Genomic DNA, 24,952 nt, shown 5'->3' with positions numbered 1-24,952 from the left:
CGCCTTAGATCGCCCGCGCGAGCGAAACATCACGCTAAAGCCTTACGGGAATGAGCGTTTGCCGTGCCACAACGATTCGTCCCATTCTTTCCTCCGATCCCCACGGAACTCATGTGGTGATAGATGGCAAACAAGAACGATTCGAACGACGGCGTGGTGCGGCGATCGATGCTCGCGGCCGGCGGCGCGACGACGCTCGGGGCGCTCGTCGGCGGTGTCGGAGCAGCGAACGGATCGACGGTCACCCGGCAAGAGGAGGGCGGTGGATCCGCCGACTCGAGCCGAGACGTCACGGTGCGACAGGAGTCGGGAAACGCGGTCTACTGGGTGCTTCCCGGCGAACGGCGACTGAGTCCGCAGGTGTTCGGAACGTCGGACGCCCCGCGGCGGGGAAGCGATCTGCTCGAGTCCCGCATCGAACAGGCGAAGGGGCTCCCCGAACCGCTGGACGAGGCCATCCCGCAGCTCCTGCAGGACCTGCCGCCGCTGGTGGCCGCACCGGAGGCGGCCCGCGAACCGATCGAGGACGGTGAGTCGGCCGGGATCGCGCAGGAACGATTCACCGAACCGACGCTGTACAGCGACGAGGCCGAGGTGACCAGCGGCGCGTTCGAGATCACCTACGGGGACCGGCAACCGTACGACCTCCCCGGAAAACCGGGCGATACGTCCGACGTGGTCGACCTCGAGGCGCAGTTCACCGATCCGGCGGGCAACGAGTACGAACTCGAGCACGACCACGTCGTCCAACCCCCGATTCCGGGCTACGAGACGGGCGGTGGCGTGCTGTCGGGCGGCTGGCTGCACGGGATCACGGGAACCGGATCGCCGCTATTTCCGCAGGCGTACACCTACGGCGCGTCGTGGAGGGTCGGTAACGTCCACGTCAACGGAGAGGTAGCCACGGAGGACGGGTTCCGCGTCATCCACTTCATGACGACCCAGACGGTCCGCGACGAGCGGTACCGCATGGCCGTAGACGAGGAGCTGCCGCTCGCGTCGGACGAGACGATCGCGGGGCGGATCCACCACACCCACGGCGTGGTGTTACCGATCCGACCGACGAGGGGCCCGTCTACGATCCGGTGCCGACCGCGATGGAACTGCCGAACGGCGAGACCCAGCCGTTCATCCACGCGATGTGGGAACAGGAGGAACTCGTCGAGGGGCCGTTCGACGACTGGGAGTTCCCCGGTCAAGAGGAGGGAGAGACGGACGGCGAGGAAACGACGGGCGGAGAGGCCGACTTCCAGTTGATCGGCGAGGCGTCGGCGTGGCAGGGTGCAGCGCCCGAGGCCATCGCGGGCGAGGAGAATCCGACGCTGCAACTCGAGGCCGGCACCGAGTACGCGCTCGGCTGGGAGAACGGCGACGGGCTTCAGCACAACTTCGCGATCCAGGACGCGAACGGGGAGGACCTCCTCGCGTCCGAACTCGTCCGCGAACAGGGGACCACGCAGACGGTCTCGTTCACGGCCACCGAGGAGATGAGCGAGTACTACTGTCAGGTCCATCCGCAGAACATGCGGGGGTCGATCGAGGTCGGGAACTGACGACCGACGAGAGCGGCTTCCCGGGCCGTTACAGGTCGGAGAAAACCCCGTGGAAGCCGAGTGGAATGTGGTGGGGCGCCGGGGCTCGCGCCAGTTCCTCGAACGTCCCGGCATCGAGGACGAGCAGAAACGACCGTTCCGCGGCCGCGTCGAGCACGACCGACAGGATCACGCCGTCGTCCTCGGCAGTCGCGTCGGGCGATTCGACGAAGACCGGTTCGCCGGCGTAGGTTCCCGGCTCCTCCCACTCGCTCGCGGCGCCGGTCTCCACGTCGACCTTGACCAGTGTGTTCGGAACGTCCCGTGGCGGGTTCTCCCGGTTCCCCACGCCGTAGGCGTACCGGTACGGTTCGGCGTTCACCCGGTCGTAGTTGATCCCGGGCAACTCGATCGGTCCCTCGTAGAGCGTCTCCCGAGCGACCGTCTCGCCGAGCCGAAACCGATCGAGTCGTCCCCCGTCGGGCGAGTACCCCTCCGATCGAATCGCCTCGAGATAGAGGTCCTCGACGATCGAGGCGTCGTCGTAGGCGACGACGTCGACGACGATATCGTCCCCGTCCTCGAAGGCGTTGACGTGGTGGAACGCGAAGAACGCGTCCGTCTCGTAGGTATCGGCCACCTCGCCGGTTGCGCGCTCGATCACGAGGAATCGCGTCCCCCGATCGGGAATCCACTCGTAGTTCTCGATGAACGGCCGATCCCGCACGAGGAACTCGAGCGGGTCGACGACGAAGGGAAACTCCGCGAGGATCACGTACCGGTCGGTCAACCCGAAACTGTGCATGTACGCCGGCCGGTCCCGGGAGACGGTGGCGAAGACGTCCCGCTCGTGCTCGCCGTCGGGCATCCGGAACACCCGGTACTCGCTCGTCCGCGAGAGGTCCGTCACGTAGTTGATCGTCTCCCCGTCGTCCCGGTGTGGGTGCGCGGTCGTCAGATCACCGAGGTCGGTCCCGTCGGCGACGACGCCCAGCGTCTCGAGCGTCTCCGGATCGAACTCGACCGGCATGGGGGTCTCGGTCATCGCGCGGAACCGGTCCGCGTGGGTCGCGACGCTGACGTTCGCGTTGTCGGTCGTCGTGTCGGAGAACAGCGTGAAGAACCGCTCCCAGATCCGTCGACAGGGATCCGTGGCGAACTCGCGGTAGCCGAGTTCGCCCTCGTCCGTCGCGTGCTCGTACGCTCGCGTCTCGAGGAATCGGTTCGAGTACGTCACGGCGCCGTCGTCGATCGCGAACCGGTGGAGCATCGCGAAGCCGTCGAACCAGTGACGCAGGTGCCGGTCGCCGACCTCGAATTTCGCCGGTCCGGTTCGCAGCAGCGTTCCCTCCAGCCACGACGGGAACGTCCCCTCGACCGGCAGGGACCGGTCGGCGACTTCGCGCTCGAGCGATCGGAACCCCGGGTGTCGCTCGTCGACCGAGGCGGTATCGGACGATTCGGAACCACCGATGCAGCCGCCGAGAAGCGCCCCCGCCGCGACGGTGCCGGTCCCGAGCACGTCGCGTCGTTCGAGCGCGGCCGACGCGGTCGACTCCCGATCGCCTCGCTCGACCGATCGGTTCGCGTCGCCGTCGTCATCATCGGTCGTTCGGTCGTTCGAGCATCGATCGGCGGGCCGATGTCCAGGAGGCATCAACCGAACGTAACACCCGTCTCTTCGAGTAAACTGGCCCAAGAGCTTGGGATCGCGCGGGAGACGCGGAACCGGGACGGTCAGTCGAGTCGATCGCCGTCCGCTCCGGTCAAGTGCCACTTGACCAGTTTGGCTTGGCCGCGACGGAGGACGCCGCTCACCGTCGATTCGTCGACGCCGAGCGTTCCCGCGACCGTGTCGAGCGTACACTCCCGCGGAACCTCGAAGTAGCCCTCCCGGAGCGCCGCCTCGAGCGTCGCCCGCTGCCTGTCGGTGAGCAGCGTCGCGGTCTCGTCGGCCTCGACGAGCGACTGGAGTTCGTACCGGAGGTTCGCGTCCTCGAGCATCGCCCGCAGCCCGTCGAACTCGTCGCGCGTCCCCGTGAAGTCCAGTTCGTACCAGCCGGCGCGGACGACGATCGGAAACTCGGGCGGAAGCGAGGCCGATTCGACGAACTCGTACAGCGCCGTCTCGATCGTTTCGTACTTCGAGAGCGATCGGTCGTCCGTCACCGCCAGCCGCTCGTGGGCTTCGATCGACGGATGGGTCGCGATCGCTCCCGAAACCTTCCGCGGGTTCTCGGCGACCACTTCGCCCAGTTCCACTGCCCTGTCGCCGGTTCGGACCCCCGACAGGAGACGGAAGGTGGCGCTCGGGAACGAGCGAGAGACCTCCGCGACCCACGCGTCCTCGGGGAGACGTATCCGCAGCGACGCCGTGATCATCCCGTCGTGGGATAGTACGTCCCGGAGCGCCCAACAGTTTGGGGGGGAGGTATCACCTAACTCACGACGAACCGACCGGGTCGCCAAGTCGGATCCCCATCGGTGCCGGCCCGGACGTCTCGAGCCCGCGAACGTAGCCCAGATACAGGGCGCTGTTGACGATCCCGATGTGGCTGAACGCCTGCGGGTAGTTCCCGAGGTGGGCGCCGCTCTCGGGATCGATCTCCTCCGCGATCAGCCCGAGCGGGTTCAGGTACTCGAGCAGCGCCTCGAATCGGGACTGCGCTTCCGCCACGCGCCCGGAGAGCGCGAGCGCGTCGATCAGCCAGCACGAGCAGAGGACGAACGCCCCCTCGTCGCCCGGCAGACCGTCGTCGCCGTCGTACCGCCGTACGAAGATCTCGTCCTCGACTAACTGCTCGTCGATCGCGTCGATCGTCCCTCGAATGCGGTCGTCGCCGAAGGGCAGAAAGCCGACGACCGGGAGCAATAGCCCGGTCGCGTCGAGCGCGTCCGATCCGTAGGACTGGACGAACGCGCCGGTCTCGTCGTCGTAGCCGTTCTCGAGGACGTCGCTTCGGATCGTCTCTCGAGCGTCCCGCCACTCCTCGAGCGGCGCGTCGTGGCCCCCGTCGATCGCGATCGAGAGCCCCCGGTCGAGAGCGCTCCAGCACATCGCCTTCGAGAAGACGAAGTGATCGTCTCCGCCGCGGACCTCCCAGATGCCCGCGTCGGGCTCGGTCCAGATCTCGCGGACGTACTCGACGATATCGCGGATCCGCACCCACTCGTCGGCGTCCAGTTCGCGCCCGTACTGGCGCATCTCGTCGACGGCGAGCAGGAGTTCCCCGTAGGTGTCGTGTTGGCGCTGCTCGGCGGCCCCGTTGCCGATTCGCACGGGACGGGACCCGCGATAGCCCTCGAAGTGATCCAGTTCTCGCTCCTCGAGGGTCGATTCGCCGTGGAGGCCGTACAGCGGCTGGATCGCCGCCGGATCGTCGGTCTGGCAGAGGTCCATGAACCAGTCGAAGTACTCGTTCGCCTCGTCGGCGGTACCGAGGTTCATCAGCGCCTGGACGGTGAACCCGGCGTCCCGGAGCCAGTTGAACCGGTAGTCCCAGTTGCGGACGCCGCCGATGTCTTCGGGCAACGAGGTGGTCGGGGCGGCGGCGATCCCGCCCGACTCGGCGTGAGTCAGGAGCTTGAGGACGAGTTCGGAGCGAACGACCGCGTCGTGCCACGGTCCCTCGAACGCGCAGTCGCCCTCGGGCTCGCAGTCGTGAGCCCGGTCGGTCCAGAACTGGATCGTCTCGTCTAACGCGGCGTCCGGGTCCGTATCCGCCTCTTCGGCGCCCGTACACCGGAGCATGAACCACGCTTCGTCGGCCGCCTCGAGCGTCGACCCGTTCGATCGACGTCTCCGCGCGGCCGTAGTCGAACCGCGGCTCGAGTTCGACCTCGAGCCCGACGCTCCCGTCTGCGCAGGCGAGTTTGCGATAGAGGACTTTCTTCGGATGGTCGGTCCGACCGGCCGGCGGCAGGAAGTCCGTTACGGTCGCCGTCCCGTCGTCGGTGTGGAACGTCGTCTCGAGGACGTTCGTATCGCCGACGTGCCGCCGCTCCGTCTCGAAGGAGTCGGTCGGGGCGATCCGAAACCGCCCCCCGCGCTCGGCGTCGAGGATCGCGGCGAGGATGCTCGGCGACTCGAGGTGGGGAAACGGGAACCAGTCGATCGAACCGTCCGGCGCGACGAGCGCGCACGTCTCGAGGTTCCCGACGACGCCGTAGGCTTCGATCGGGGGATACGCGTCGGACTCAGTCATCGACAGCACCCGCAGCGCGGATCGAGGTGTCGAACGCGGAGTGTTCGAGTGGCGAGTCGGTGCACATGCGCTTTCGTTCACGGACCCGTGGCAAAAAGTCGGACCACGAATGAAGCGACCGCCGGTCTCTCAGCGGAACGGTCCGGTTACGTACGGTACCTGAAACGTCGTCCGAAGCCCGTCCGTGACGCGGCTGAAAGCCTTTCCTTCCGTCGCGGCGTACCGAGACCGATGGCATCTCCAGAGCCCGAACTCGCCGTCTACACCTGCCGATCGTGTGGCGAGTGCCGGTTGGCGTCCGCGGCGCCGGCGTGCTGCGACGAACCGATGGACGAGATCGACGACACGGTCCCCGTCGAATCGCCGACCGAATCGCATCTCATGCGGGCGGTGTTCGACATTTCCGAAACGGAACTCGAGGTCTGTCGGCACCTGATGGCCGAGGACGAACTCACGGTCGACGAACTCACCGGACTGGTCGATCGGGACCGGAGCGTCGTCACCCGACACCTCAACCACTTAGTCGAGTTGGGAATGGTCGAGAAACACTCTCGCGTGCTCTCGAACGGGGGTCGCGTGAACGTCTACTCGCACCGATCGGCGGCGGCGGTCCGTCGGCAGTTCAAACTCGGACTGTACACCTGGCTGACCGACGCCGTGGACGTCGTCGACGACCTCAGCGAGGACAAGATCGAGCGGCTCGTCGGCGGAACGGACGAGGGCGGTCGCGGTCCGGTCATCGTCGACGGAGACGAGTAACGTCGCTGCAACCGTCGAACGGGCGCGACTCGAGCGAACGTGCAGGCGTCGTGCACACGCTCTCAACCGTTTTGAAGGGGACCGTACTAGCATCGATCGCACCGGTAGCTCCGGTGTGCGGCCGTCGCGGTCGCGGGGGTGGGACGCAGCTCGCCGAATTGCAGCGGCGAACTGCAGTGGCGCCCCGCGGTCATTGAGGCACGGGCCGCGGGGACCGCCCGCCGTCCGGTCGTCGATCGGCCATCGGTCCCGGACGGCGACCCACCAGATCTATCGGTTCGAAAACGAGCACTGTCGAGATTCTCGCCGATCGCCACGATCGGTCCGACACCGAGCCGCCGCTTAGAGGTCGATTCCGCCATTGACGTCGATAACTTCGCCGGTGACGTATCCCGACTGCTCGCTCGCGAGATAGCGGACGAGCCCGGCGATCTCCTCGACGGTCGCGAACCGCTCGAGCGGGATGTCCGCGCGCAGGTCGTCCCGAACGGTCTCGGGAATGGACTCGATCATCTCCGTCCGCGTGAACCCGGGCGCGATACAGTTGGCCGTCGTCCCCGTTCCGGCCAACTCGAGCGCGAGCGACCTGGTGAAGCCGAAGAGGCCGCTTTTGGCCGCGGCGTAGTTCGCCTGACCGACGTTCCCCTGCTTGCCGATCACGCTCGAGACGCTGATGATCCGGCCGTTCGGAGCTGCCTCGAGGTCGTCGTAGAACGCCTTCGTGCAGTTGAACGCGCCGTTGAGCGAGACGTCGACGACGCGGTGCCAGTCCTCGGCGGTCATGTTCGCGAACGTGCGGTCGGCCGTGATGCCCGCGTTGTTGACGAGGACGTCGATCGGGCCGAACGCGTCGGCGACCGCGTCGCGCATCGCGTCGACCGCGCCGCGGTCGGTGACGTCGGCCCGTACCGGATGGGCCGTGCCGTCGGTGTCGGCCTCGGTGATCGCGTCGGCGACCGCGTGGGCGTCGGCCTCCGAGGACCGGTAGTTGACGATCACGGTCGCGCCGTACCGCCCGAGTTCTCGAGCGCCCTCGCGTTGGCGCGTCCCCAGGTGAACGCCGTTTCCGCTTCGACGGTCGCGAGCAGGTCGTTGACGGTGTACGTCCGCGACCGCTCCGCCGACGGTCGTTCCGTATAGGGGACGACCCCTCGAATCGACGCTGCGTCCGCGTCGACGGCGTCCGCGACCGTCGCGTCCGCCTCGACCTCGGAGATCGCCAGCGCGACGACCGGAACCCGAACTCGCTCGCGCGGCTCGTCGAGGTCGGCGTCGAACGGCGACGGCGGAACCGCCTGTCGGCGAAACGCCGGCTCGAGCGAGGTGGCGGCCCCCAGCGGCGTCGGCCCCTCGCGTTGGCGCGTCCCCAGGTGAACGCCGTTTCCGTTCGCTTCGACGGTCGCGAGCAGGTCGTTGACGGTGTACGTCCGCGACCGCTCCGCCGACGGTCGTTCCGTATAGGGGACGACCCCTCGAATCGACGCTGCGTCCGCGTCGACGGCGTCCACGACCGTCGCGTCCGCCACTCGACCTCGGATCGCCAGCGCGACGACCGGAACCCGAACTCGCTCGCGCGGCTCGTCGAGGTCGGCGTCGAACGGCGACGGCGGAACCGCCTGTCGGCGAAACGCCGGCTCGAGCGAGTGGCCCTTCCGGGCGGCCCAGCGTTCGAACTCGGCGACGAGTTCGTCGCGGGTCGACCCGTTTTCGCCGGTCGATCCGGCGGCCGAGCGGTACTCGGGCGGCCAGTGGGTCACCCGGTGGTCGTCGATCACGTCACGTTCGTCGAGGTCTCGGAGCCGCTCGACGACGTCGTCGATGGTCGCCGTGATGGCCGGCGGAACGCTCCCCCGAACGTAACAGTCGACCCGGAGACTCGCGGTCGAATCGATATCGAGGACCGGCGCGAACGGTGATTCGACCTCACCGGCAGGCATAGCCGACCTCCGTGGACCGAACGCGGCCCTCCTCGACGAGCGATCGCAGAATCGGCAGAAGTGTCAACTTCGATAGACCCAGCAGCTGCTGGAGTTCGCGAGAAGAGCGACCGCTCTCGGCGCGGGTATCGCGTTACGGATCGGTCGGAAGTGGATGATGTCCACGAGTGGCCGCCGACTGCGGCCAACCGCGGCGGGCGAACCCGGATCTCGATCCGGATTCCCTGCGATCGCTTCTAGGCGTTCGATCGGCAAGATTGTACTCCCAAACAAGTTTGGTGTTTACTGTCGGACGATGCACGAATGTGGCGCGGATGCACTCACCCGAATCGCGCCGTACCGACCTCCCGAGGGCGAGCGCCGCCGGATACGCAGTTAGCCCATGGTGAATCGAAAACTCGTTCCGCCACAGCCGGGGCACGAATCAACCCGCTTCGGGAGCGGTTCGGAAGCGCTCTCAGAGAGGAGCACGAAGCCGCACTCGTCGCACTCGATGTACGTGTCCATACGACCGTCAATCAGCTTCCTCTCGCCGGCTCTACTCGAGCTAACTGGTCAGTGATCTCCGCAGACACGCGAACGGTACTGCCAGGTGCGCCGGTACCGGCGTCGCCCGAACATTCGGGGGACATCGTTCCTGCACTCGTTCCGTCGATAGCCGCCTCGAGAGCGCCCGGTTCGATAGTCCGATAACGCAGAAGGAATTCCAACAGATCGGTGTCGGTGACCAGCGAAAACTGCTCTCCAACGGGATGAGTGATCGCGTGCTGGCTACGTTCCATACCACCTCAATCCACTCGACGGTTATAAACTCTTCCTGAGAGCTTCTATTCTCGTACCGAACTGGCGCAGGTATTTAGATTATCGAAGCTATATCGGATTCGATTATCTAAATCTCATTGCGTTACGATCGTCAAAACCCGACGCTGGTGACTCGCTCAGGACAGTTCGTGGTTCGCGTCCGACTCGCTCTCGTCGTCGGCCACGGATTCGCTCCCGAAGTGATTGAACGGTCGAAAGTAGTGGTGCCGGATGAGTTCCTCGCTCTCCACCTGGAGTCCGAGCGTATCGAGCGTCTGGGCGATGCGCGTTACGTCGTCGTGTTTCGGCGCCACCGCCGTCACCTCGATGTTCTCGCGACCGGTCATCAACTCCTCTACTTCGACCACGCCTTCTATCTGGAGCGCCTCGTTCGCCAGTTCCTGTCGGTTGATGATCCGGGACGTACACGTGATGCGGATCTCGAGTTGATAGCCGGCTTCCTCGTAGTTGATGATCGGAACGTAGCCTTCGATGATCCCCCGTTGCTCGAGGTTTCTGATGCGGTTCCGAACGGTGCCGTCCGAAACGCCGATCCGCTCCCCGATTTCGACCGCGGTCTTGTTCCGCGCGTCGCGCTGTAGGAGTTGGAGGATTTTCCGATCCGTCTCGTCGAGCGGGGTGTATTCTGCCGACGCGCACATGTGACGATCAACAATCCTGTCTCCCTTGTCGTCTCTGCCTGCCTAGACGGATTCGGATTCGTCGAGTCCGCCGCCCGAACGCGATCGCCGTCGCGGGATGCGGCGGCTGCCGGATTCGGAGACGGAGGTATCTGGAGGCGTTGCGGTTCGCTCGGCCGCCGGCAGCGTAACCGAGAACTCGCATCGCTCGTCTCGTCGGTACCCGGACACTCGACACAACTACGGGGATATTCACGACCGAAGTAACAGGACTTTCACCTGTCCCACGGCGTCGAAATCTCGGAGTCGATACACGAGTTTGCGAACGCGGGCCGCCTCGCCGCGACAGAAAATCGTTTCCAGACACCAATCGCCTTCGTGCGTGTGGCTCGTCGTCGTAATCACGTCCTGGAAATCGTGTTGCACGCCGTGGAGTTCGCGGATCACGCGCTCGTGTTGATAATCGAACGCGAGCGCAGCGGTCACTTCGCCCGAGACGGTCTCGAGTTCGGTGTGGGCCTCGATGTACTCCTGCATCGCTTCCCGAACTGCTCGCGAGCGGGAGTCGAACTCCTCGGTCTGCCACGTCTGATCGAACTCCGCGAGTAAGTCGTCCGGAATATTGAAACTGGTACGCATCTGGTTACAGCGAACTTCGCGGGGTGAACGAATGGGTGCTGTGGTTTTTCACGCTGACCGGGGTATTACGATCCCCTCCAATCGGTGCTAACAGGGTTTTTGTGCCGTCTCTCCCGAGAATTCCGCATGGATTTCGGTCTCGTTGCAGGTGTCGTTACGATCGGATTTATCCACGGCGTGCTCCCGGATCACGGGTGGCCGATCGCTGCGACCTACGGGTTGAATCGCTCGCGGACGTGGCTCTACGGGACGGTAGCAGGACTCGTTCTCGGGGTCGGACATCTGATCAGTAGCGTCGTACTGGTAGTGGCGTACTTTTGGTTCAGTCGCTTCGCTGCATTCGCCGAAGGCCCGTGGATGCGGTATCTCGCAGGCGTCATCCTCATTCTACTGGGCATTCACGAATATCGGAACGGCGGACACGGGTCGGGACGCGGTCACGGTCACGATGAGCCACACCACGACCACGCTCATACACACACTCACGAACACGATCACTCACACGAGCACGACCATTCGGAAACCCCTTCCCAGCGCGGGAGACTGACCCGAATTCGGGAGCGACTGTTCGGCGGCGGGCATCGTCATTTGAGCGACGAAGACGCTGAACGAGGATTGACGGCCCTCGGGACGACCGCCCTCCTGCTGGGGTTCGCCCACGAGGAGCCGATTCAGATTCTGGCGATCTGTACGGGGACGGCCTACTGCCTGGAACTGATGCTGATTTACTCGCTGGTCGTGATCGTTGCGATCCTGATTCCGACGCTCCTCTTGATCGCGGGCTACGAACGCCACCGCGAAACGGTCGACCGGTACACGCCGTACCTGCCGTTGCTGACGGCGACGGTGCTGGTGGGCATGGGACTGACGTTCATTCTCGGAATCTTCTGAGGACTCCCCGTCCTGACCACCGTCCTCTCTTCAGCGCCAGTCCGTGTTCAGTTGTCACTGTGCAACTGGTATCGCGAAGCGGTTCACCGAAAAGGCTTCAAATGCAGCGGTTACCGGAATTCGCTTCGAACCGACGGAAGAAAGCCGGTGGAGGGGATTGTGAACCACGGTCGGAGCGAAGCTCCTCCCTGATTCGAATCCCACCAGTCGCTCTTTCGTTCCCACTATCGTTCGAACAGAAAGAGCCGGTGGAGGGATTTGAACCCTCGACCTAATCCTTACGAAGGATTCGCTCTGCCAGTCTGAGCTACACCGGCACACCGTCGCGGTGCGCGTTTAATCGTAGGGCCGATACCAGCCATAAGGATTGCGAATCGTTGCGGCCGTGCGATGGGATCCCGCACCTCGAGTCAGCGCTCGAGTCGGACGTCCAGACAGACGTTCAGTTCGTGGGGCGCGTAGGAGCGAACGACCCGTTCCGTCTCCACCGAAACGTCGTATTCCGGTTCGGCGGCCTCGCGGATCGCCCGCTCGCCCGGACCGAACGGGTCGTCCTCGTGCTGGATGTCGTAGTAGTGGAGCACGCAGTCGTCGCCCGCGACGGTGACGGCGGCCTCGAGGAACTCGTCGGCGCTGTGGGGGAGGTTCATCACGACGCGGTCGGCCCAGCCCTCGTACTCGGGCGCCACTTCGCGAACGCCGTCGCACTCACACCGTTCGCGCGACGAGCCCGCAACGAGGTTGCGGACGTCATCACAGATCGCCGTCACCCGGTCTTCGACGCCGTTGCGGCGCGCGTTCTCGCGCAGGTAGTCGATCGCGTCGGGGTTGACGTCGACGCCGACGCAGTCGGCGCCGCGCTTCGCGAACGGGATCACGAACGGCCCGACGCCGGCGAACATGTCGAACGCATGCTCGCCCTCGGTTACCTGCTCTGCCACTCGATTGCGCTCGGTCGCCAGCCGCGGCGAGAAGTACACCTCGGCGAGATCCAGCAGGAACTCGCAGCCGTACTCGCGGTGGACGACCTCCGTGTTCGCGCCCGCGAGCAGTTCCCAGTCGCGGACGCGGGTCTCCCCCTTCACTTTCGAGGCCTTGTTGAGGACCGTCTCGAGGGGCAGATCCGACTCGCAGATCGCATCGGCGATCGCGCGAGCGCGCTCGGGATCGTCCTCGTCGAGCAACGCCGCCTCGCCGAGCCGCTCGTAGGTGGGTTCGAACCCCAGCAGATCGGTCGGGGTGGTCTGGGTTTCCCGTTCCTCGAGCGTCCGGGAGACGAGCTCGAACTCCGCGGGAACCGCGTCGGGGTCGGTGACCGGGATGTAGAGGCTGCCGTCGTCGACGGTCAGTTCGTACTCGTCGTCGATCAGGTCCGCGTCCGCGAGTCGCTGACGCGTGGCTTCCCCCTCCTCGCGCGGCGCGCGGACGCACGGCACTTCCATACCCGGACGAAGCCGTCGAACCGCCGTAACGGTGACGTTTCGCCGCGCCGTCGGACGCCGAGATCGAGACTCGAGCCGCGGACGCCGGAGTGACAGTTTTCAGGCCGCCGCCGGTACTGGTCAGTATGCGAGCGCTGACGACCGCGGAGACGGTCCGCGAGGAGGGATCGTGGCTGTTCACGGTGCGGGACCGGTACGGCGAACTGGACGAAGTGATTCTCGTTCCCTGCGATGACGATGACGAGAGCGGCTCGACCGGCGGTCCGGCGTCGACCGACGGCGGCGTCGAGGCGTGGATCAACCGCTGTACGCACGAAGCCCAGCGCTTCGATACGGGCCGGGGCGTCCCGATGCGCGAGGGCCGGATCATCTGTCCGAAACACGGCTCGATGTTCGATTCCTGTTCGGGCTACTGCGACAACGGCGAGGCCGCCGACACGACGCTCCCGTCGGTCGACGTCTCGGTCCGAAACGACGGCCGAATCGTGCTCACCGACGACGAACTGACGTTCGTCGGCGAGGGCGGGATCGACGATAACGAGGGCGACGGCGACGACGGGCCCGCCTCGACGTCCCACATCGGGTTCTGAGACTCGTTCGCCGCGGACGGCCCCCGCGTGGCAAGCGCAACCCGCCGTCTTTTCCCCGTCGCGGTCGTCGCTCAGTCCGATACAGATGTCGTCGACAACGGACGATCGATCGGGACTGATGAGGAAGGTCAGCGTCGTGACGACCCTGATAGACGCGATACGGGAGTTCTCGAAGGGACACCGCGGAAGCGGTCTGGTGCTCCTCGTCGCGGCCGCGCTCTCCTCGCGGATCCCCGGTATCGGAACGGCCGCGTCGCTGCTCCTGCGGGCGTACCGACGGCTCCGCTGAGACGGCGGCGCGATCGGTGACCGCCGTCTCGAAATCTCGAAAGCGTATTCCGGACGCTGATACTACGAGCGTCCATGCTCACCTTCATCGGTCTCGGACTCTACGACGAGCAGTCGATCACCGTCGAGGGCCGGGACGCCCTCCGGAACGCCGACCGCGCCTACGCCGAGTTCTACACCAGCAAGCTGCTCGGCGCGACCGCCGCGGACCTCGAGTCCGCCCACGACGTCGACGTCGAGGTCCGCGACCGCGCGGGCGTCGAACAGCACCCCGACGACATCCTCGAGGCCGCCGAGAGCGAGGACGTGGCCTTTCTGACCGCCGGCGACACGATGATCTCGACGACCCACGTCGACCTCCGCCTGCGGGCCCACGACCGCGGGATCGAGACGCGGGTGATCCACGGCGTCACGGCCCAGACGGCCGCCAGTTCCCTGACCGGGCTCCAGAACTACCGCTTCGGGAAGGCGACCACCCTCCCCTTCCCCTACGCCCACGGCGCCGACGGCCTGCCGGCGAGCGTGACGGACACGATCGACGCGAACCGGGAGGACGGCCTCCACACGGTCGTCTACCTCGATATAAAAGTCGATCACGAACTCACCGACGAGGACGAGTACATGACCGCCGACGTCGGCGCCGACCTGCTCGCCGAAGCGTATCCCGACCTCGTCGGCGTCGTCGTCGCTCGCGCCGGCAGCCCTGATCCGCTCGTCGCGGCCGGAACCGTGTCGGAACTCGCCGAGCGGGAGTTCGGCGATCCGCTGCACCTGCTCGTCGTTCCCGGCGAGTGTCACGCCCTCGAGGCCGACGCGCTGGTCGAACTCGCCGACGCCGATCGGGACGCGCTCGAGACGCACTGACTCGGATCGCGAGCGATGTCGTCCGGGCGCACTGACGCGACGCGAGCGGATCCGTCGGTCTGCCAGTGACGCGAGCGCGTCGAACGCGTGACTATTTAGGGCCCCGGCGGCTGTCCTGATCCATGAGCGGTCGGGAGCGAACGGACGAATCGGCCGGTGACGAGGCGATCGGCACCGCGACCGACGGAACGAACGACCTCGACGCGGAGACGGTCGCCGTCGCCCGCGAGGAACTCCAGCGGACGTTCGACTACCAGGTCGAGCGCCTCCAGGAGATCGACGCCAAGGCCATCGAGATCCTGAAGGCGAACCTCCTGCTGATCGGGCTGGTCGTCACCGGCGGCTCGATCGTTTTCCAGACCGATATCCACATCATGGCCTTCGCGAACCTCTTTACGATCGCCGGCGGGGTACTCCTGCTGGTCTCGACGGGACTCGCCGGAGTGACCTACACCGCGTCGAACCTCCGGGGCGGCGTCGACACCGACGCCGTCGAGGTCGCGCTCGCGTCGGCTCGAGCCGACCCCGAGACGCGAGCCGGGACGGCGCAGTTCGAGGAGCGCCTGCTGCGCAGCTACGGCCGCTGGATCGAGTACAACGCGCGGGTGACGGCCGTCAACGACATGTTCGCGACGATCACCGTCCTCATGGTGATCGCCTCGCTCGTCTACGTCACCGCCGGGATCGCGGTCGGTGCCGCCGGCACCTCGAGGATCGTCTCGGTGCTCTCGTTTCTCGTCCTCACGGCCGTGCTGGCGTGGCTCGGCGCCTTCGCGTACTACATGGACCACCTCGGCGTGAGCGAGGAGTCCTGGGAGGGAACCTTCGACGGCGTCCGCCTCTCGAAGGGCGTCACCCGAAAACGGGGCCTCTCGACGCTCCGGACGATGCGCAGCGAACGCGACGAGGCGGAGGCGGACGAGGCGGAGGCGGGGGCGGACGGAGCGGAGGCCGACGGAGCAAAAGCCCGAACGAACCCGCTCGATTGACCGCCGTTAGCCGTCCAGCACGCCCTCGAGTTCGTCGCGGAAGTCGCCGGGAACCTCGATGTGGGGCGCGTGGCCGGTGTTCCCGAAGACGACCTCCTCGAACTCGCCGCCCGCGTCGGCGTAGTCCTCGAGGACGGCCCGGGTCTGGTCGACCATCGGCTGGGGCGGGAAGACGTCCTCGCCGGGCCAGTCGGGGACCTGTCCCATCCGGCCGAGCGTGCCCACGTCGAAGACGGACTCGTTGGAGACGATCTGGTCCGAGTCGCCGCGGATCCACAGGACGGGCGGTTTCTCGCCCGGGTCGATATCGGTAATCGCCGCGAGGTCGCAGTACTTCGGCGAGATGGCGTTGTTCACGCCGCGTTCCCCGGGCGCGACGCCCGGCCAGTTCTCGCTCTCGACCGCGTCGCCGGGATAGTGCTCGTCGCCGGTCGCGGTGTCGAGCATCCCCGTCAGGTACGACTCCTCGCGCTCCTCGTCGAACACGTAGCTCGGATCGACGTAGAACGTCCGCAGGACCTTCCGCGGCGAGGATTGCCCCTCCTCGCCGCGGTCCCGTTCGGCGAGTCCCGCGACGAACCCCTCGTTGCCCAGACCGCCGCCTGACCCGGCGTAGTCGTCGAAACACGGCGTTCCCTCCTCGTCTTTCGTCCCGCCGAAGCCGTACGGCGAGAGCGGGTTGACCAGGACGAGCGAATCGACCGCCTCGGGATTGTCGATCGCGTACCGCATCGCAACGCCCCCGCCGTTCGACCAGCCGACCAGCGTCACGGGCTCCTCGAGGTCCAGTTCGGAAAACAGCGCGCGGAGGTCCGCCTCGAAGTCCCGGAGGCCGTCAGTTGCATCGATCGGCTTCGTCTCGGAGTCGCCGTACCCCCGTAGATCCGGCGCGATGGCGCGATAGCCGGCCGGCAGTTCGCGCATCACGTCTTCGAAAAAGCGCGACGATGAGACGTTCCCGTGGATGAAAACGACGGTTCCGTCGGCCTCGGCGGCCCCGTCCGGGGCGCCGGCCTCGAGGTAGTGGGTCTCGAGGCGGTCGGTGTCGGCGACGTGCGATTCGATGCCGGCGAGGGTGTCGTCTCGAGGCATGGCCGGGGGTATCACGGCGACTGTGATAGGTGTCGGTGTTGCAGAAGTGTCACTGCGGCGAACCGCCGAGGCGAACGCCGGCCAGCGTCGCCCCGCTCAGGAGAGGAGTCGCTTGAGTCTGGCGAACAGTCCCTTCGAGGGGTCGCCGCCCCGGCGCGGCGCGCCCGAATCGGCCGTCTCGGTGCCTGAACCGGCCGCGTCCGCCGGCTGCGTCGATTCGGCGTTTGCCCCCTCGCCGTCGGCCGCCGCGATTGCTCGCTCGAGGAGGTCCTCGACGTCGTTGACGGCGTCTTTCACCGGCGCCGTGACGACCGGTTTCCCCTCGAAGCGATCCTGATTCACCGACGTGTCCGCGGCGATGATCACCGCGTCCGCCTCGGCGATCGCGTCGCTCGAGAGTTCGTTCTCCTGACCCATGGCGCCCTGGACCTCGACGTCGATCTCGTGGCCGAGATCGGTCGCGGTCTGCTCTAGGTTTTCGGCCGCCATCTGGCTGTGTGCGATACCCGTCGGACAGGACGTTACTGCGACGAATTTCATTGGTCTGTGGTGGTATTGACGTGCTCGTACACGGTCGTTCTGGTAGCCGCATCGGTCGCTCGGTTCGCGAGCGCTTCGGCCGCGTCGGTCTCGAGGTCGGCGATCGCGGCCTTCACCTCGGGGATCGTGACGGCGCTCATGCTGAGTTCGTCGAGCCCGAGCCCGACGAGCAGCGGCGCCAGGTCGGAATCGCCGGCCATCTCGCCGCACATCCCGACCCAGGCGTCGCCGGCGTCGGCGGCCGCGACGGTGCGTTCGATCGCCCGGAGGACGGCCGGCTCGCAGGGATCTCGGAGGTCGGCGACGCGCTCGTTCTCCCGGGCGGCGGCCATCACGTACTGGGTGAGGTCGTTCGTGCCGATGCTGAGGAAATCGACGCGCTCGGCCAGCTCCTCGGCGATGAAGGCGGCGCCGGGCGTCTCGATCATCGCGCCCAGCTCCGGCCGCTCGTGTTCGATCCCCTCGGACTCGAGGTCGGCCGCGACGTCCGCGACCGTCTCGAGGGCCGCCTCGAGCTCCGGCACGGTCGCCACCATCGGGAACATCACCGAGAGCGTCCCCGATTCGGCGGCGGCCGCTCGCAACAGCGCCCGGAGCTGGGTCTCGAAGAGGTCGGCGTCGGGACCGAGCGAGCGGCGGATCCCCCGCTGGCCGAGGAACGGGTTGTCCGCGTCGGGCGTCTCGAGGTAGGGGATCGGCTTGTCGCCGCCGACGTCCAGCGTCCGCACGACGACCCGCCCCTCGGGAAACGCCGCCAGCGCCTCGCGGTAGACCTCGAACTGCTCGTCCTCGTCCGGCGGCGCCTCGCGGTCGAGAAAGAGGAACTCGGTCCGGAAGAGGCCGATCCCGTCCGCGCCCTGCGCGACGGCGCCCTCGAGTTCCGCGAGAGTACCGACGTTGGCCGCGACCTCGACGGCGCGCCCGTCGGCCGTCGCGACCGGCTCCTCGCGAATCTCGACGTCGCGACCGCCGGCCGCGCGCTCGCGCTGGTCGGGCGTCGGATCGGCGATCACCGTCCCGTCCTCGCCGTCGACCAGCACGTCGGTGCCGTCGTCGATCGACTCGAGGTCGTCGCCGACGCCGACGACGGCGGGGATCCCCAGCGAGCGGGCGAAGATCGCGGCGTGGGAGGTCCGGCCGCCCTCGATCGTCGCGAAGCCGGCGACGCGCTCGGGATCGAGCTGGGCGGTGTCGCTCGGCGTCAGTCGCTCGGCCAGCAGGATCGAACCGGTCGACAGCGAGGCGAGGTCGACGCGATCCGCGTCGGTCAGCAGCCGCAGCAGTCGGTCCCGCACGTCGCGGAGGTCGTCGGCGCGCTCGGCCATCCGGCCGTCCATCCCCTCGAACTGCGCGATGGGGTCCTCGAAGGCGGCGTCGACCGCGTGCTCGGCGGGCAGGCCGTCGTCGACGGCCGCCTCGACGCCGTCGATGATCTGCGGATCGTCGACGAACTGCTTGTGGGCGTCGAACACCGCGGCCTCGTCCTCGCCGACGCGCTCGGCGGTCCGTTCGCGCTCGCGCTCGAGTTCCGCTCGGGCGCGGTCGCGGGCGTCCTCGAACCGCTCGCGTTCGGCGTCCGGGTCGACCGCTTCGGCCGCCGGCGGCTCGCCGAGTTCGAGATCGGCGTTCGGATCGTACCAGACGGCGCTGCCGACGCCGGACAGCGGCGTGACGCCGGTTCCCGCGTGCGATCGCGGTGCGGACTCGTTGGCGGCCATCGGTTCAGGTCCCCGAACTCGATTCGGCCGCGGACTCGGTCTCGGGCGTCGCGAGCAGTTCCTCGAGGTCGTCGAGGGCCGCCTCGGCGTCGTCGCCCTCGGCGATCAGCCGGACGTCCTCGCCGCTGGCGACGCCGAGGCTGGTCACGGCGAGCATGCTCGCCGCGTCGACCGGGTCGTCCCCGTCGGCCGGGGCGACCCGCACGTCGGCGTCGAACTCGGTCGCCGTCTCGACGAACTTCGCGGCCGGCCGCGCGTGGAGCCCGTCCTCGGGGACCACGGTGACGGTGCGCTCCATCACGCGACCGCCTCCGTGATCGTCTCCTCGATCGCCGCCTTCGAGTCGGCCTCGTGGAGGCGCTCGCGGACGTCGTCGTGCATCAGGGCCCGCGAGAGCGAACTCAGGAGCTCGAGGTGGTCCTCGCCGCCCTCGGCGGGGACGAGCAGCATGAACAGCAGCGTCGCCGGCTCGCCGTCCATCGCGTCGAAGTCGATGCCGGCCGAGGAGCGCGCGAAGACGATGGTCGGCTCTGCGACCGCGTCGGTCTTCGCGTGCGGGATGCCGATTCCCATACCGACGCCGGTCGTCGTCTCCTCCTCGCGGGCGAGCAGCGCCTCGAGGGCCGCCTCGCGGTCGGTGACCCGGCCGGCGTCGACCGCGCGGTCGAGCAGGAACTCGATCGCGGCCGCCTTCTCTTCGGGCGGTTCCTCGAGCGTGATCAGTTCGGGGGTCAGTACGGCGTCGATCGTGGGTTCGGACACAGTCATCGTATGATCGCTATGGTGTTGAACGGTGAGGGTTGCGTCGGGGAGTCAGTCGTTCGTCTGTCCTGCGTTCGTCTGTCCGGAATCGGTTACGGATTTCGCTGGTTCGGCGCCGGCGACGCGCTCGTGGTAGTCGGGCTTGATCAGCGTGGCGACCGTCGCGGTGACCGCCGTTCCGAGCGCGATGCAGGCGAGGAACAGCAGCGCGCTGCTCGAGAGGATCACGACGAAGATGCCGCCGTGGGGCGCCGGCATCGTCACGCCGAGCCAGAGCGCGGCCGCGCCGGCCGTCGCGCTGCCGAGAACTGCCGACGGAATCACCCGGAGCGGGTCGGCGGCGGCGTATGGGATCGCTCCCTCGGTGATGAAGGCGAGGCCGAGCGGGACGGCCGCCTTCGCGTTCTCGTACATCTCCGCGGAGTACTTCTGGGGCGCGATGAAGTTCGAGAGCGCGAGGCCCAGCGGCGGGACCATCCCGCCGATCATCACGGCGGCCATCGGCGCGAAGATCTGGTCCGCGACGAGGACGGTCCCGAACACGTACGCGACCTTGTTGATCGGGCCGCCCATGTCGACCGCCATCATCGCGCCGAGGATCGCCCCGAGCAGGATGGCGTTCGACCCCTGCATCCCCTCGAGCGCGGACGTCAGCGCGTCGTCGATCATGGCGATCGGGACGCCGAGTCCGAGGATGACGATCGGGGCGAGCAGCAGCGTCGTGAAGACGGGAATCACGAGGATCGGCATCATCTGGGAGACGACCGACGGCACCGACCATCCCTTCATCCAGCGAGCGACGTAGCCGGCGAGCAGCCCGGCGACGATCGCCCCGAGGAAGCCGGCGGCGGCTCCGTCGGCTTCGAATCCGATGACCAGGCCGGCGGCCTCGATGATCGCCTCCTGCTGGATCGCCCACGAGAGGATGAACCCGGGCGCGAGACCGGGCTTGTCCGCGACCGCGTACGCGATGTACCCGCCCAAGACGGGGATCATAATCGTCAGCCCGAGATCGCCGATCTGGGCCATGTACCACGCGATCGAGCCCGTCTCCTCGAACACCGTCTCGGTGTTGCCGGCCGTCCACGGCAGCTCCGCCACCATGAACGCGAGCGCGAGGAAGATCCCGCCGATCGTCACGAACGGGATCATGAACGACACGCCCGTCATCAGATCCTCCTTGACCGAGAGGAGGTGGGCGCGGAGTCGTGATTCTACATCGTTTTCCATGCTATCTCTGCCGCAGTTCTTCGACAGCGGCTGCAAAAGTGGTTTCGAATATGTTTGTTTTAGATCGAATTTATTCGAAATATGGTTTCGATCGGATATTCGGAGCGGCGATCAGTACGCGGAGACGCTGATCGACTCGCGTTCGTCCCGGAGCCCCGTCAGCGACGGCGCTCGCGTCCCCGACACCGAGACCACCCGGGAAGCGACGGCGACGCCCGATCTGAGCGCGACCGCGTCCGATTCCTGGCGGGTCCGAGCGGCGAGCACGCCCGACAACAGGGCGTCGCCCGCTCCGACGGTGTCGACCACGTCGACGTCCGCCGCCGGCGCGCGCAGCGTTCGGTCGGGCGTCGCCATGATCGCGCCGTCGGCGCCCAGGGACGCGACGACGCGCTCGAACCCGTCAGTCTGTAGCTCCTCGGCGGCCGCGATCGCCGACTGCACGTCGTCCACGCGCCGCCCCGTCGCCGCCGCGAGCTCCTCGTGGTTGGGTTTACAGAGCGCGTACTCGGCCTCGAGGTCGGCGAGGGTCGCCCCGCCGACGTCGACGACCGTCTCCCAGGGGCCGGCCGCGGCCAGGCGGTCGATCGTCTCGGGACCGGTTCCCGGCGGCAGACTGCCGGCGATCACGACCGTCTCGGGATCGTATTCCCGAAGCGTGTCGACGATCTCCTCGATCGCCGGCGGAGCGATCCGAGGGCCGTTCTGGTTGATCTTGTACTCCCCGTCGGGGCCGAGGAGGGTGGTGTTGAGCCGCGTCTCGCCGTCGATCTCGACGAAGTCGGCGTCGATCGCCGCCGCGGAGAGTCGCTCGAGGAGCGAGCGACCGAGGAAGCCGCCGGCGACGCCGGTCGCAACGGTCTCGACGCCGAGTTCGGTCAGGTACTTCGAGACGTTGATCCCCTTGCCGCCCGCGTCGTAGCGGTGCTCGTCCGAGCGGGCGACGGCCCCGTCGGTCAGCGGTTCGGAGAGCTCGACCGTGTAGTCGACCGCCGGGTTGAGCGTCACGCTAGCGATCATCCGGCACCTCCACGCCGACGGTCACGTCGGCCGCCGCGCAGGCCTCCTCGATCTCGCCGGCCGGTTCCGCGTCGGTCACCAGCACGTCCACGTCGGCGAGCGACGCGAACTCGACGAAGCTCCGCTCGCCGAATTTGGTCTCGTCCGTGACGAGGACGACCCGCTCGGCGCTCTCGACCATCAGCTCCTTGATCCGGGCCTCGTCCTCGTTCGGCGTCGTCAGGCTCCCGTCGCCGGCGATACCGTTCGTCCCCAGAAAGAGCAGGTCGAAGTTCGTCCGATCCATGAACGCCTCCGCGCTGGGACCGACGAGCGCCCGCGTCCGGTGGCGGAGCGTCCCGCCGGTGAGCTTGACGTCGTCGGCGTTCTTCCCGAGCTCGAGCGCCAGCAGGGGCGAGTTCGTCACCGGAATGAACGCCGTCTCGGTCGGCGCCCGCTTTGCGACCTGCATCGTCGTCGTCCCCGAGTCGAAGAAGACGACCTGCCCGTCGTGGATCTCCGTCGCGGCGCGCTCGCCGATCGCGGTCTTCGCCTCGAGGTTCTGGACTTCCTTCTGGACGTACGTCTGCTCGCGTCCGACCGCCGTCACCGGGACGGCGCCGCCGTGGGATCGCTCGACGAGGCGCTCCTCCTCGAGGGCGTCCAGATCCCGCCGGATGGTCGCCTTCGAGACGTCGAGTTCGGCGGATAGCTCCTCGACGGAGCAACCGTCCCGCTCCGACACGAGTTCGACGATCGTCCGTTTGCGCTGTTCGGGTAACATGTGCCTGGGTGGTCTTCCGATCTACCTGCGTCCTGCACGGTTTTATTTGTTTATGCCGGTATTCGTGATCGTTTCTGATCGTAGAGGACGAATACAATACGGGTCGGAAACAGACCGGTGAACTTCGACCGCAAATACGCATCTCGAGCGTTCGAAACGGCGACGAACCGTAATACAGAAACGAAAGTCAGCCTGCGAATAACGAGAGGAACGCGCGATCGAGCGCCCGCGACTCGAGCGCCGTTACAGTCGCTCGATGATCGCGTCGGTCACGTCCTCGGTCGACGCGTCGCCGCCCAGATCGGGCGTCCGCGGCCCGTTCTCGAGGGTGTCCTCGACGGCCTCGTGGACGCGGTCGCTCTCCTCGTCGTAGCCGAGGTACTCGAGCAGCATGGCGGCGGAGACGATCGTCGCGGCCGGGTTCGCGACGCCCTCGCCGGCGATGTCGGGCGCGGTGCCGTGGACGGGTTCGAACAGGCCGCGCTCGGGGCCGACGTTGGCCGAGGGCAGGAGGCCGAGTCCGCCGACCAGTCCCGCGGCGAGATCCGAGAGCACGTCGCCCGCGAGGTTCGGGCAGACGACGACGTCGAACTGCTCGGGGTCGAGACAGACCCGCGTCGCGAAGGCGTCCATCAGCACCTCGTCGGTCTCGACGCCCTTCTCGTCGGCGACGGATTTGACGGTGTCGCGGAAGAGGCCGTCCGTCTCGCGCATGACGTTGGCCTTGTGGGCGATTGTGAAGCCGTCGTGGTCGCCGTCGGAGACGTAGTCGCAGGCGAACTCGGCGAGGTCCTCCGAGGCCGATTCGGTGACGACGCGAGTCAGCGTCGAGACGTCCTGGGTCAGCCGATCCTCGATCCCCGAGTAGACGCCCTCCGTGTTCTCCCGGAGGAAGACCAGATCCGTTTCGGGTCGGACGGCGTCGATGCCGGGGTAGGCCTTCGCGGGTCGGATGTTGACGAACGAGTCGACGGCGGTCCGGAGCGGCAGGATGACGTCGGCCGCGGTCTCGCCGGCCGCGCCGAACAGCGTCGCGTCGGCCGACGCCGCCAGATCGTAGGTCTCCTGGGGCAGCGCCTCGCCGGTCGCTTCTTTCACCGCGTCGCCCGCGTCCGCTTCGGTGAACTCGAAGTCGATCTCGAGGGACTCGAGCACGTCGACCGCGGCGGGGGTGACTTCCTGTCCGATTCCGTCGCCCGGGATGACGGCGATCTCGTGAGTCATACTCACCCCTCTCTGCGGCGGCGAAAAGAGGGTATCGATACGGGCATCGCGTCGGCGATCGGTGACCGCCTCGAATCACGGACTGCCGACGCCCGTCGAGAGCCCCACCGCGTCGGCGATGGTTCGGCGCTTGAGTAGGGCGAAGCCGACGGCGACCAGCGCGAAGCCCGCGATCGTCAGCGCGCCGATCGACTCGCCGAGCAGGACGACGCCCGCGGCGGTCGCGACGATCGGCACCAGGTAGCCGATCAGCGCCGCCTCGAACGCGCCGTGTTCCTCGAGGATCGTGAAGTAGATCATGAAGGCGACGGCGGTCGCGAAGACCCCGAGGTAGAGCAGGGCAGTCAGCGAGACGGGACCGATCGCGGCGGCGCCCGGACCCTCGCCGGCGCCGAGGCTGACGGCGTGGAGGACGAGGCCGCCGACGAGCATCGACCAGCCGACCAGCGGCAGCTGCTCGAGGGTCGGGCCGGCCCGCTGGATCAGGACGCCGCCGAGCGCGACGCTGCAGACTTGCCCGACGATGAGCAGCCGCGCGCCGGTGTCGCCCGCCAGCAGGTTCCCCGGATCGGGTTGGACGACCAGACCGACGCCGAAGAAGCCGATCGCGGCGCCGACGGCCCCGAGCCCCGAGAGCCGCTCGCCCAGCAGCGGGATCGCCCACAGCGCGGTCAGGATCGGCACCAGTCCCTGCAGGATCGCGGCGACGCCGCTGGGGACCGTCTGCTGGCCGAGGAAGAGCAGCCCGTTCCCGGCGATGAGGAAGACGCCGCCGCCCGCGACCGCCGCGAGGTCGTTTCGGGCGGTCGGCCGCCACTTCTCGACTCGGACGATAGCCGCCGTCAGCAACAGGACGGCGGCGATATCGTACCGGGCGGCCGCGAAGAGCAACGGCGGGAGCGACTCGAGGCCGACCGAAATCGCCGGAAAGGAGAAACCCCACAGCACGGCCAAGGACAGAAACATCGCGATATCGCGGTTCCGAGACATACCCGTCGTTGCGGACTGGCGCCGAAAGCGGTAGC

Annotated in this window: 26 protein-coding genes, 1 tRNA gene and 1 pseudogene; 8 read left to right on the top strand and 20 right to left on the bottom strand. The window is 67.3% G+C overall.

Annotated elements, in window-relative coordinates; all coding sequences use genetic code 11:
* Window positions 1-123: 123 nt before the first annotated feature.
* Together HTZ84_RS01975 and HTZ84_RS22725 are read left to right on the top strand one after the other, a co-directional pair.
* The gene (locus HTZ84_RS01975) at window positions 124-1,257 is read left to right on the top strand and encodes a hypothetical protein (RefSeq protein WP_254611695.1); all 1,134 of its coding nucleotides are present in this window, start codon (window positions 124-126) and stop codon (window positions 1,255-1,257) included.
* Window positions 1,140-1,553, top strand: coding sequence for a cupredoxin domain-containing protein (locus tag HTZ84_RS22725; protein ID WP_254611694.1), 414 nt, complete (start codon window positions 1,140-1,142; stop codon window positions 1,551-1,553). Before HTZ84_RS01975 ends, HTZ84_RS22725 begins: the two co-directional genes overlap by 118 nt.
* Before the next feature lie 28 nt (window positions 1,554-1,581).
* Here the strand turns inward: HTZ84_RS22725 and HTZ84_RS01970 are convergent, their stop codons facing one another.
* From HTZ84_RS01970 to HTZ84_RS01960, 3 genes and pseudogenes are all read right to left on the bottom strand, one after another.
* A complete protein-coding gene (locus HTZ84_RS01970; protein WP_174679142.1) occupies window positions 1,582-3,189 on the bottom strand; it encodes a carotenoid oxygenase family protein in 1,608 nt (535 codons plus the stop codon).
* An 80-nt stretch (window positions 3,190-3,269) separates the two neighbouring features.
* Window positions 3,270-3,914 (bottom strand): helix-turn-helix domain-containing protein, encoded by a 645-nt coding sequence (locus tag HTZ84_RS01965; protein WP_174679141.1) that lies wholly within the window; start codon window positions 3,912-3,914, stop codon window positions 3,270-3,272.
* Between the two features lie 61 nt (window positions 3,915-3,975).
* Window positions 3,976-5,737, bottom strand: a pseudogene (locus HTZ84_RS01960) (glycoside hydrolase family 15 protein).
* A gap of 231 nt (window positions 5,738-5,968) precedes the next feature.
* Between HTZ84_RS01960 and HTZ84_RS01955 the strand changes: the two are divergent.
* Window positions 5,969-6,496 carry a helix-turn-helix domain-containing protein gene (locus tag HTZ84_RS01955; protein WP_174679140.1) on the top strand — a complete coding sequence of 176 codons (528 nt, stop codon included), beginning with the start codon at window positions 5,969-5,971 and terminating at the stop codon, window positions 6,494-6,496.
* A 342-nt stretch (window positions 6,497-6,838) separates the two neighbouring features.
* Here HTZ84_RS01955 and HTZ84_RS01950 read toward each other — a convergent pair whose 3' ends face one another.
* The 5 genes from HTZ84_RS01950 to HTZ84_RS01930 form a co-directional block, all read right to left on the bottom strand.
* Window positions 6,839-7,549, bottom strand: a complete 711-nt coding sequence (locus tag HTZ84_RS01950; protein WP_174682514.1) for an SDR family oxidoreductase — start codon at window positions 7,547-7,549, stop codon at window positions 6,839-6,841.
* Window positions 7,492-8,433 carry an HTH domain-containing protein gene (locus HTZ84_RS22720; protein ID WP_254611693.1) on the bottom strand — a complete coding sequence of 314 codons (942 nt, stop codon included), beginning with the start codon at window positions 8,431-8,433 and terminating at the stop codon, window positions 7,492-7,494. The genes HTZ84_RS01950 and HTZ84_RS22720 overlap by 58 nt, the downstream gene beginning before the upstream one ends.
* A 518-nt stretch (window positions 8,434-8,951) precedes the next feature.
* The gene (locus HTZ84_RS01940; RefSeq protein WP_174679139.1) at window positions 8,952-9,215 is read right to left on the bottom strand and encodes a hypothetical protein; all 264 of its coding nucleotides are present in this window, start codon (window positions 9,213-9,215) and stop codon (window positions 8,952-8,954) included.
* Window positions 9,216-9,371: 156 nt separating this feature from the next.
* A complete protein-coding gene (locus HTZ84_RS01935; RefSeq protein ID WP_174679138.1) occupies window positions 9,372-9,896 on the bottom strand; it encodes an Lrp/AsnC family transcriptional regulator in 525 nt (174 codons plus the stop codon).
* A 231-nt stretch (window positions 9,897-10,127) separates the two neighbouring features.
* Complete coding sequence (locus HTZ84_RS01930) at window positions 10,128-10,514, bottom strand: CopG family ribbon-helix-helix protein (RefSeq protein ID WP_174679137.1); 387 nt, start codon at window positions 10,512-10,514, stop codon at window positions 10,128-10,130.
* Window positions 10,515-10,640: 126 nt separating this feature from the next.
* Between HTZ84_RS01930 and HTZ84_RS01925 the strand changes: the two genes are divergently transcribed.
* Window positions 10,641-11,405 (top strand): ABC transporter permease, encoded by a 765-nt coding sequence (locus tag HTZ84_RS01925; RefSeq protein WP_174679136.1) that lies wholly within the window; start codon window positions 10,641-10,643, stop codon window positions 11,403-11,405.
* Window positions 11,406-11,648: 243 nt separating this feature from the next.
* On the opposite strand, the gene HTZ84_RS01920 is transcribed toward HTZ84_RS01925, so the two are convergent.
* Together HTZ84_RS01920 and HTZ84_RS01915 are read right to left on the bottom strand one after the other, a co-directional pair.
* Window positions 11,649-11,722, bottom strand: a tRNA-Thr gene (locus HTZ84_RS01920).
* A 93-nt stretch (window positions 11,723-11,815) separates the two neighbouring features.
* Window positions 11,816-12,847: a class I SAM-dependent methyltransferase gene (locus HTZ84_RS01915; RefSeq protein WP_174679135.1), complete on the bottom strand. Its 1,032-nt coding sequence runs from the start codon at window positions 12,845-12,847 to the stop codon at window positions 11,816-11,818.
* 125 nt (window positions 12,848-12,972) lie between these two features.
* Here HTZ84_RS01915 and HTZ84_RS01910 point away from each other — a divergent pair, with 125 nt between their 5' ends.
* The 4 genes from HTZ84_RS01910 to HTZ84_RS01895 all read left to right on the top strand — a co-directional run bounded on the left by HTZ84_RS01910 (window position 12,973) and on the right by HTZ84_RS01895 (window position 15,578).
* On the top strand, window positions 12,973-13,437 hold the full coding sequence (locus tag HTZ84_RS01910; protein ID WP_174679134.1) for a Rieske (2Fe-2S) protein: 465 nt from the start codon (window positions 12,973-12,975) through the stop codon (window positions 13,435-13,437).
* Window positions 13,438-13,555: 118 nt separating this feature from the next.
* On the top strand, window positions 13,556-13,726 hold the full coding sequence (locus HTZ84_RS01905; protein WP_254611692.1) for a hypothetical protein: 171 nt from the start codon (window positions 13,556-13,558) through the stop codon (window positions 13,724-13,726).
* Window positions 13,727-13,800: 74 nt separating this feature from the next.
* Complete coding sequence (dph5, locus tag HTZ84_RS01900) at window positions 13,801-14,589, top strand: diphthine synthase (protein ID WP_174679132.1); 789 nt, start codon at window positions 13,801-13,803, stop codon at window positions 14,587-14,589.
* 122 nt (window positions 14,590-14,711) lie between these two features.
* On the top strand, window positions 14,712-15,578 hold the full coding sequence (locus HTZ84_RS01895) for a hypothetical protein (protein ID WP_174679131.1): 867 nt from the start codon (window positions 14,712-14,714) through the stop codon (window positions 15,576-15,578).
* 6 nt (window positions 15,579-15,584) lie between these two features.
* On the opposite strand, the gene HTZ84_RS01890 is transcribed toward HTZ84_RS01895, so the two are convergent.
* From HTZ84_RS01890 to HTZ84_RS01845, 10 genes are all read right to left on the bottom strand, one after another.
* On the bottom strand, window positions 15,585-16,670 hold the full coding sequence (locus HTZ84_RS01890; protein WP_174679130.1) for an alpha/beta hydrolase: 1,086 nt from the start codon (window positions 16,668-16,670) through the stop codon (window positions 15,585-15,587).
* A gap of 96 nt (window positions 16,671-16,766) precedes the next feature.
* Entirely contained in the window at window positions 16,767-17,210 is a 444-nt protein-coding gene (locus tag HTZ84_RS01885) for a PTS fructose transporter subunit IIB (protein WP_174679129.1), read from the bottom strand.
* Window positions 17,207-18,928 carry a phosphoenolpyruvate--protein phosphotransferase gene (gene ptsP / locus HTZ84_RS01880; RefSeq protein ID WP_174679128.1) on the bottom strand — a complete coding sequence of 574 codons (1,722 nt, stop codon included), beginning with the start codon at window positions 18,926-18,928 and terminating at the stop codon, window positions 17,207-17,209. Before ptsP ends, HTZ84_RS01885 begins: the two co-directional genes overlap by 4 nt.
* Window positions 18,929-18,932: 4 nt before the next feature.
* Complete coding sequence (ptsH1, locus tag HTZ84_RS01875) at window positions 18,933-19,226, bottom strand: phosphocarrier protein HPr (protein ID WP_012943901.1); 294 nt, start codon at window positions 19,224-19,226, stop codon at window positions 18,933-18,935.
* Window positions 19,226-19,696 carry a PTS sugar transporter subunit IIA gene (locus HTZ84_RS01870; protein WP_174679127.1) on the bottom strand — a complete coding sequence of 157 codons (471 nt, stop codon included), beginning with the start codon at window positions 19,694-19,696 and terminating at the stop codon, window positions 19,226-19,228. Before HTZ84_RS01870 ends, ptsH1 begins: the two co-directional genes overlap by 1 nt.
* 45 nt (window positions 19,697-19,741) lie before the next feature.
* Complete coding sequence (locus HTZ84_RS01865; RefSeq protein ID WP_174679126.1) at window positions 19,742-20,920, bottom strand: PTS fructose transporter subunit IIC; 1,179 nt, start codon at window positions 20,918-20,920, stop codon at window positions 19,742-19,744.
* Window positions 20,921-21,031: 111 nt separating this feature from the next.
* Window positions 21,032-21,940: a 1-phosphofructokinase gene (gene pfkB / locus HTZ84_RS01860; RefSeq protein ID WP_174679125.1), complete on the bottom strand. Its 909-nt coding sequence runs from the start codon at window positions 21,938-21,940 to the stop codon at window positions 21,032-21,034.
* Window positions 21,930-22,703, bottom strand: a complete 774-nt coding sequence (gene glpR, locus HTZ84_RS01855; RefSeq protein WP_174679124.1) for an HTH-type transcriptional regulator GlpR — start codon at window positions 22,701-22,703, stop codon at window positions 21,930-21,932. Before glpR ends, pfkB begins: the two co-directional genes overlap by 11 nt.
* A 243-nt stretch (window positions 22,704-22,946) precedes the next feature.
* A complete protein-coding gene (gene leuB, locus HTZ84_RS01850) occupies window positions 22,947-23,927 on the bottom strand; it encodes a 3-isopropylmalate dehydrogenase (RefSeq protein ID WP_174679123.1) in 981 nt (326 codons plus the stop codon).
* A 75-nt stretch (window positions 23,928-24,002) separates the two neighbouring features.
* The gene (locus HTZ84_RS01845; protein WP_174679122.1) at window positions 24,003-24,917 is read right to left on the bottom strand and encodes a DMT family transporter; all 915 of its coding nucleotides are present in this window, start codon (window positions 24,915-24,917) and stop codon (window positions 24,003-24,005) included.
* Window positions 24,918-24,952 lie beyond the last annotated feature (35 nt).

Source organism: Haloterrigena gelatinilytica (assembly GCF_013342145.1).
GTDB classification, from domain to species: Archaea; Halobacteriota; Halobacteria; order Halobacteriales; family Natrialbaceae; genus Haloterrigena; species Haloterrigena gelatinilytica.
The sequence above is the reverse complement of the archived record's forward strand: the minus strand, read 5'-3'. Positions and strand labels throughout refer to the sequence as shown.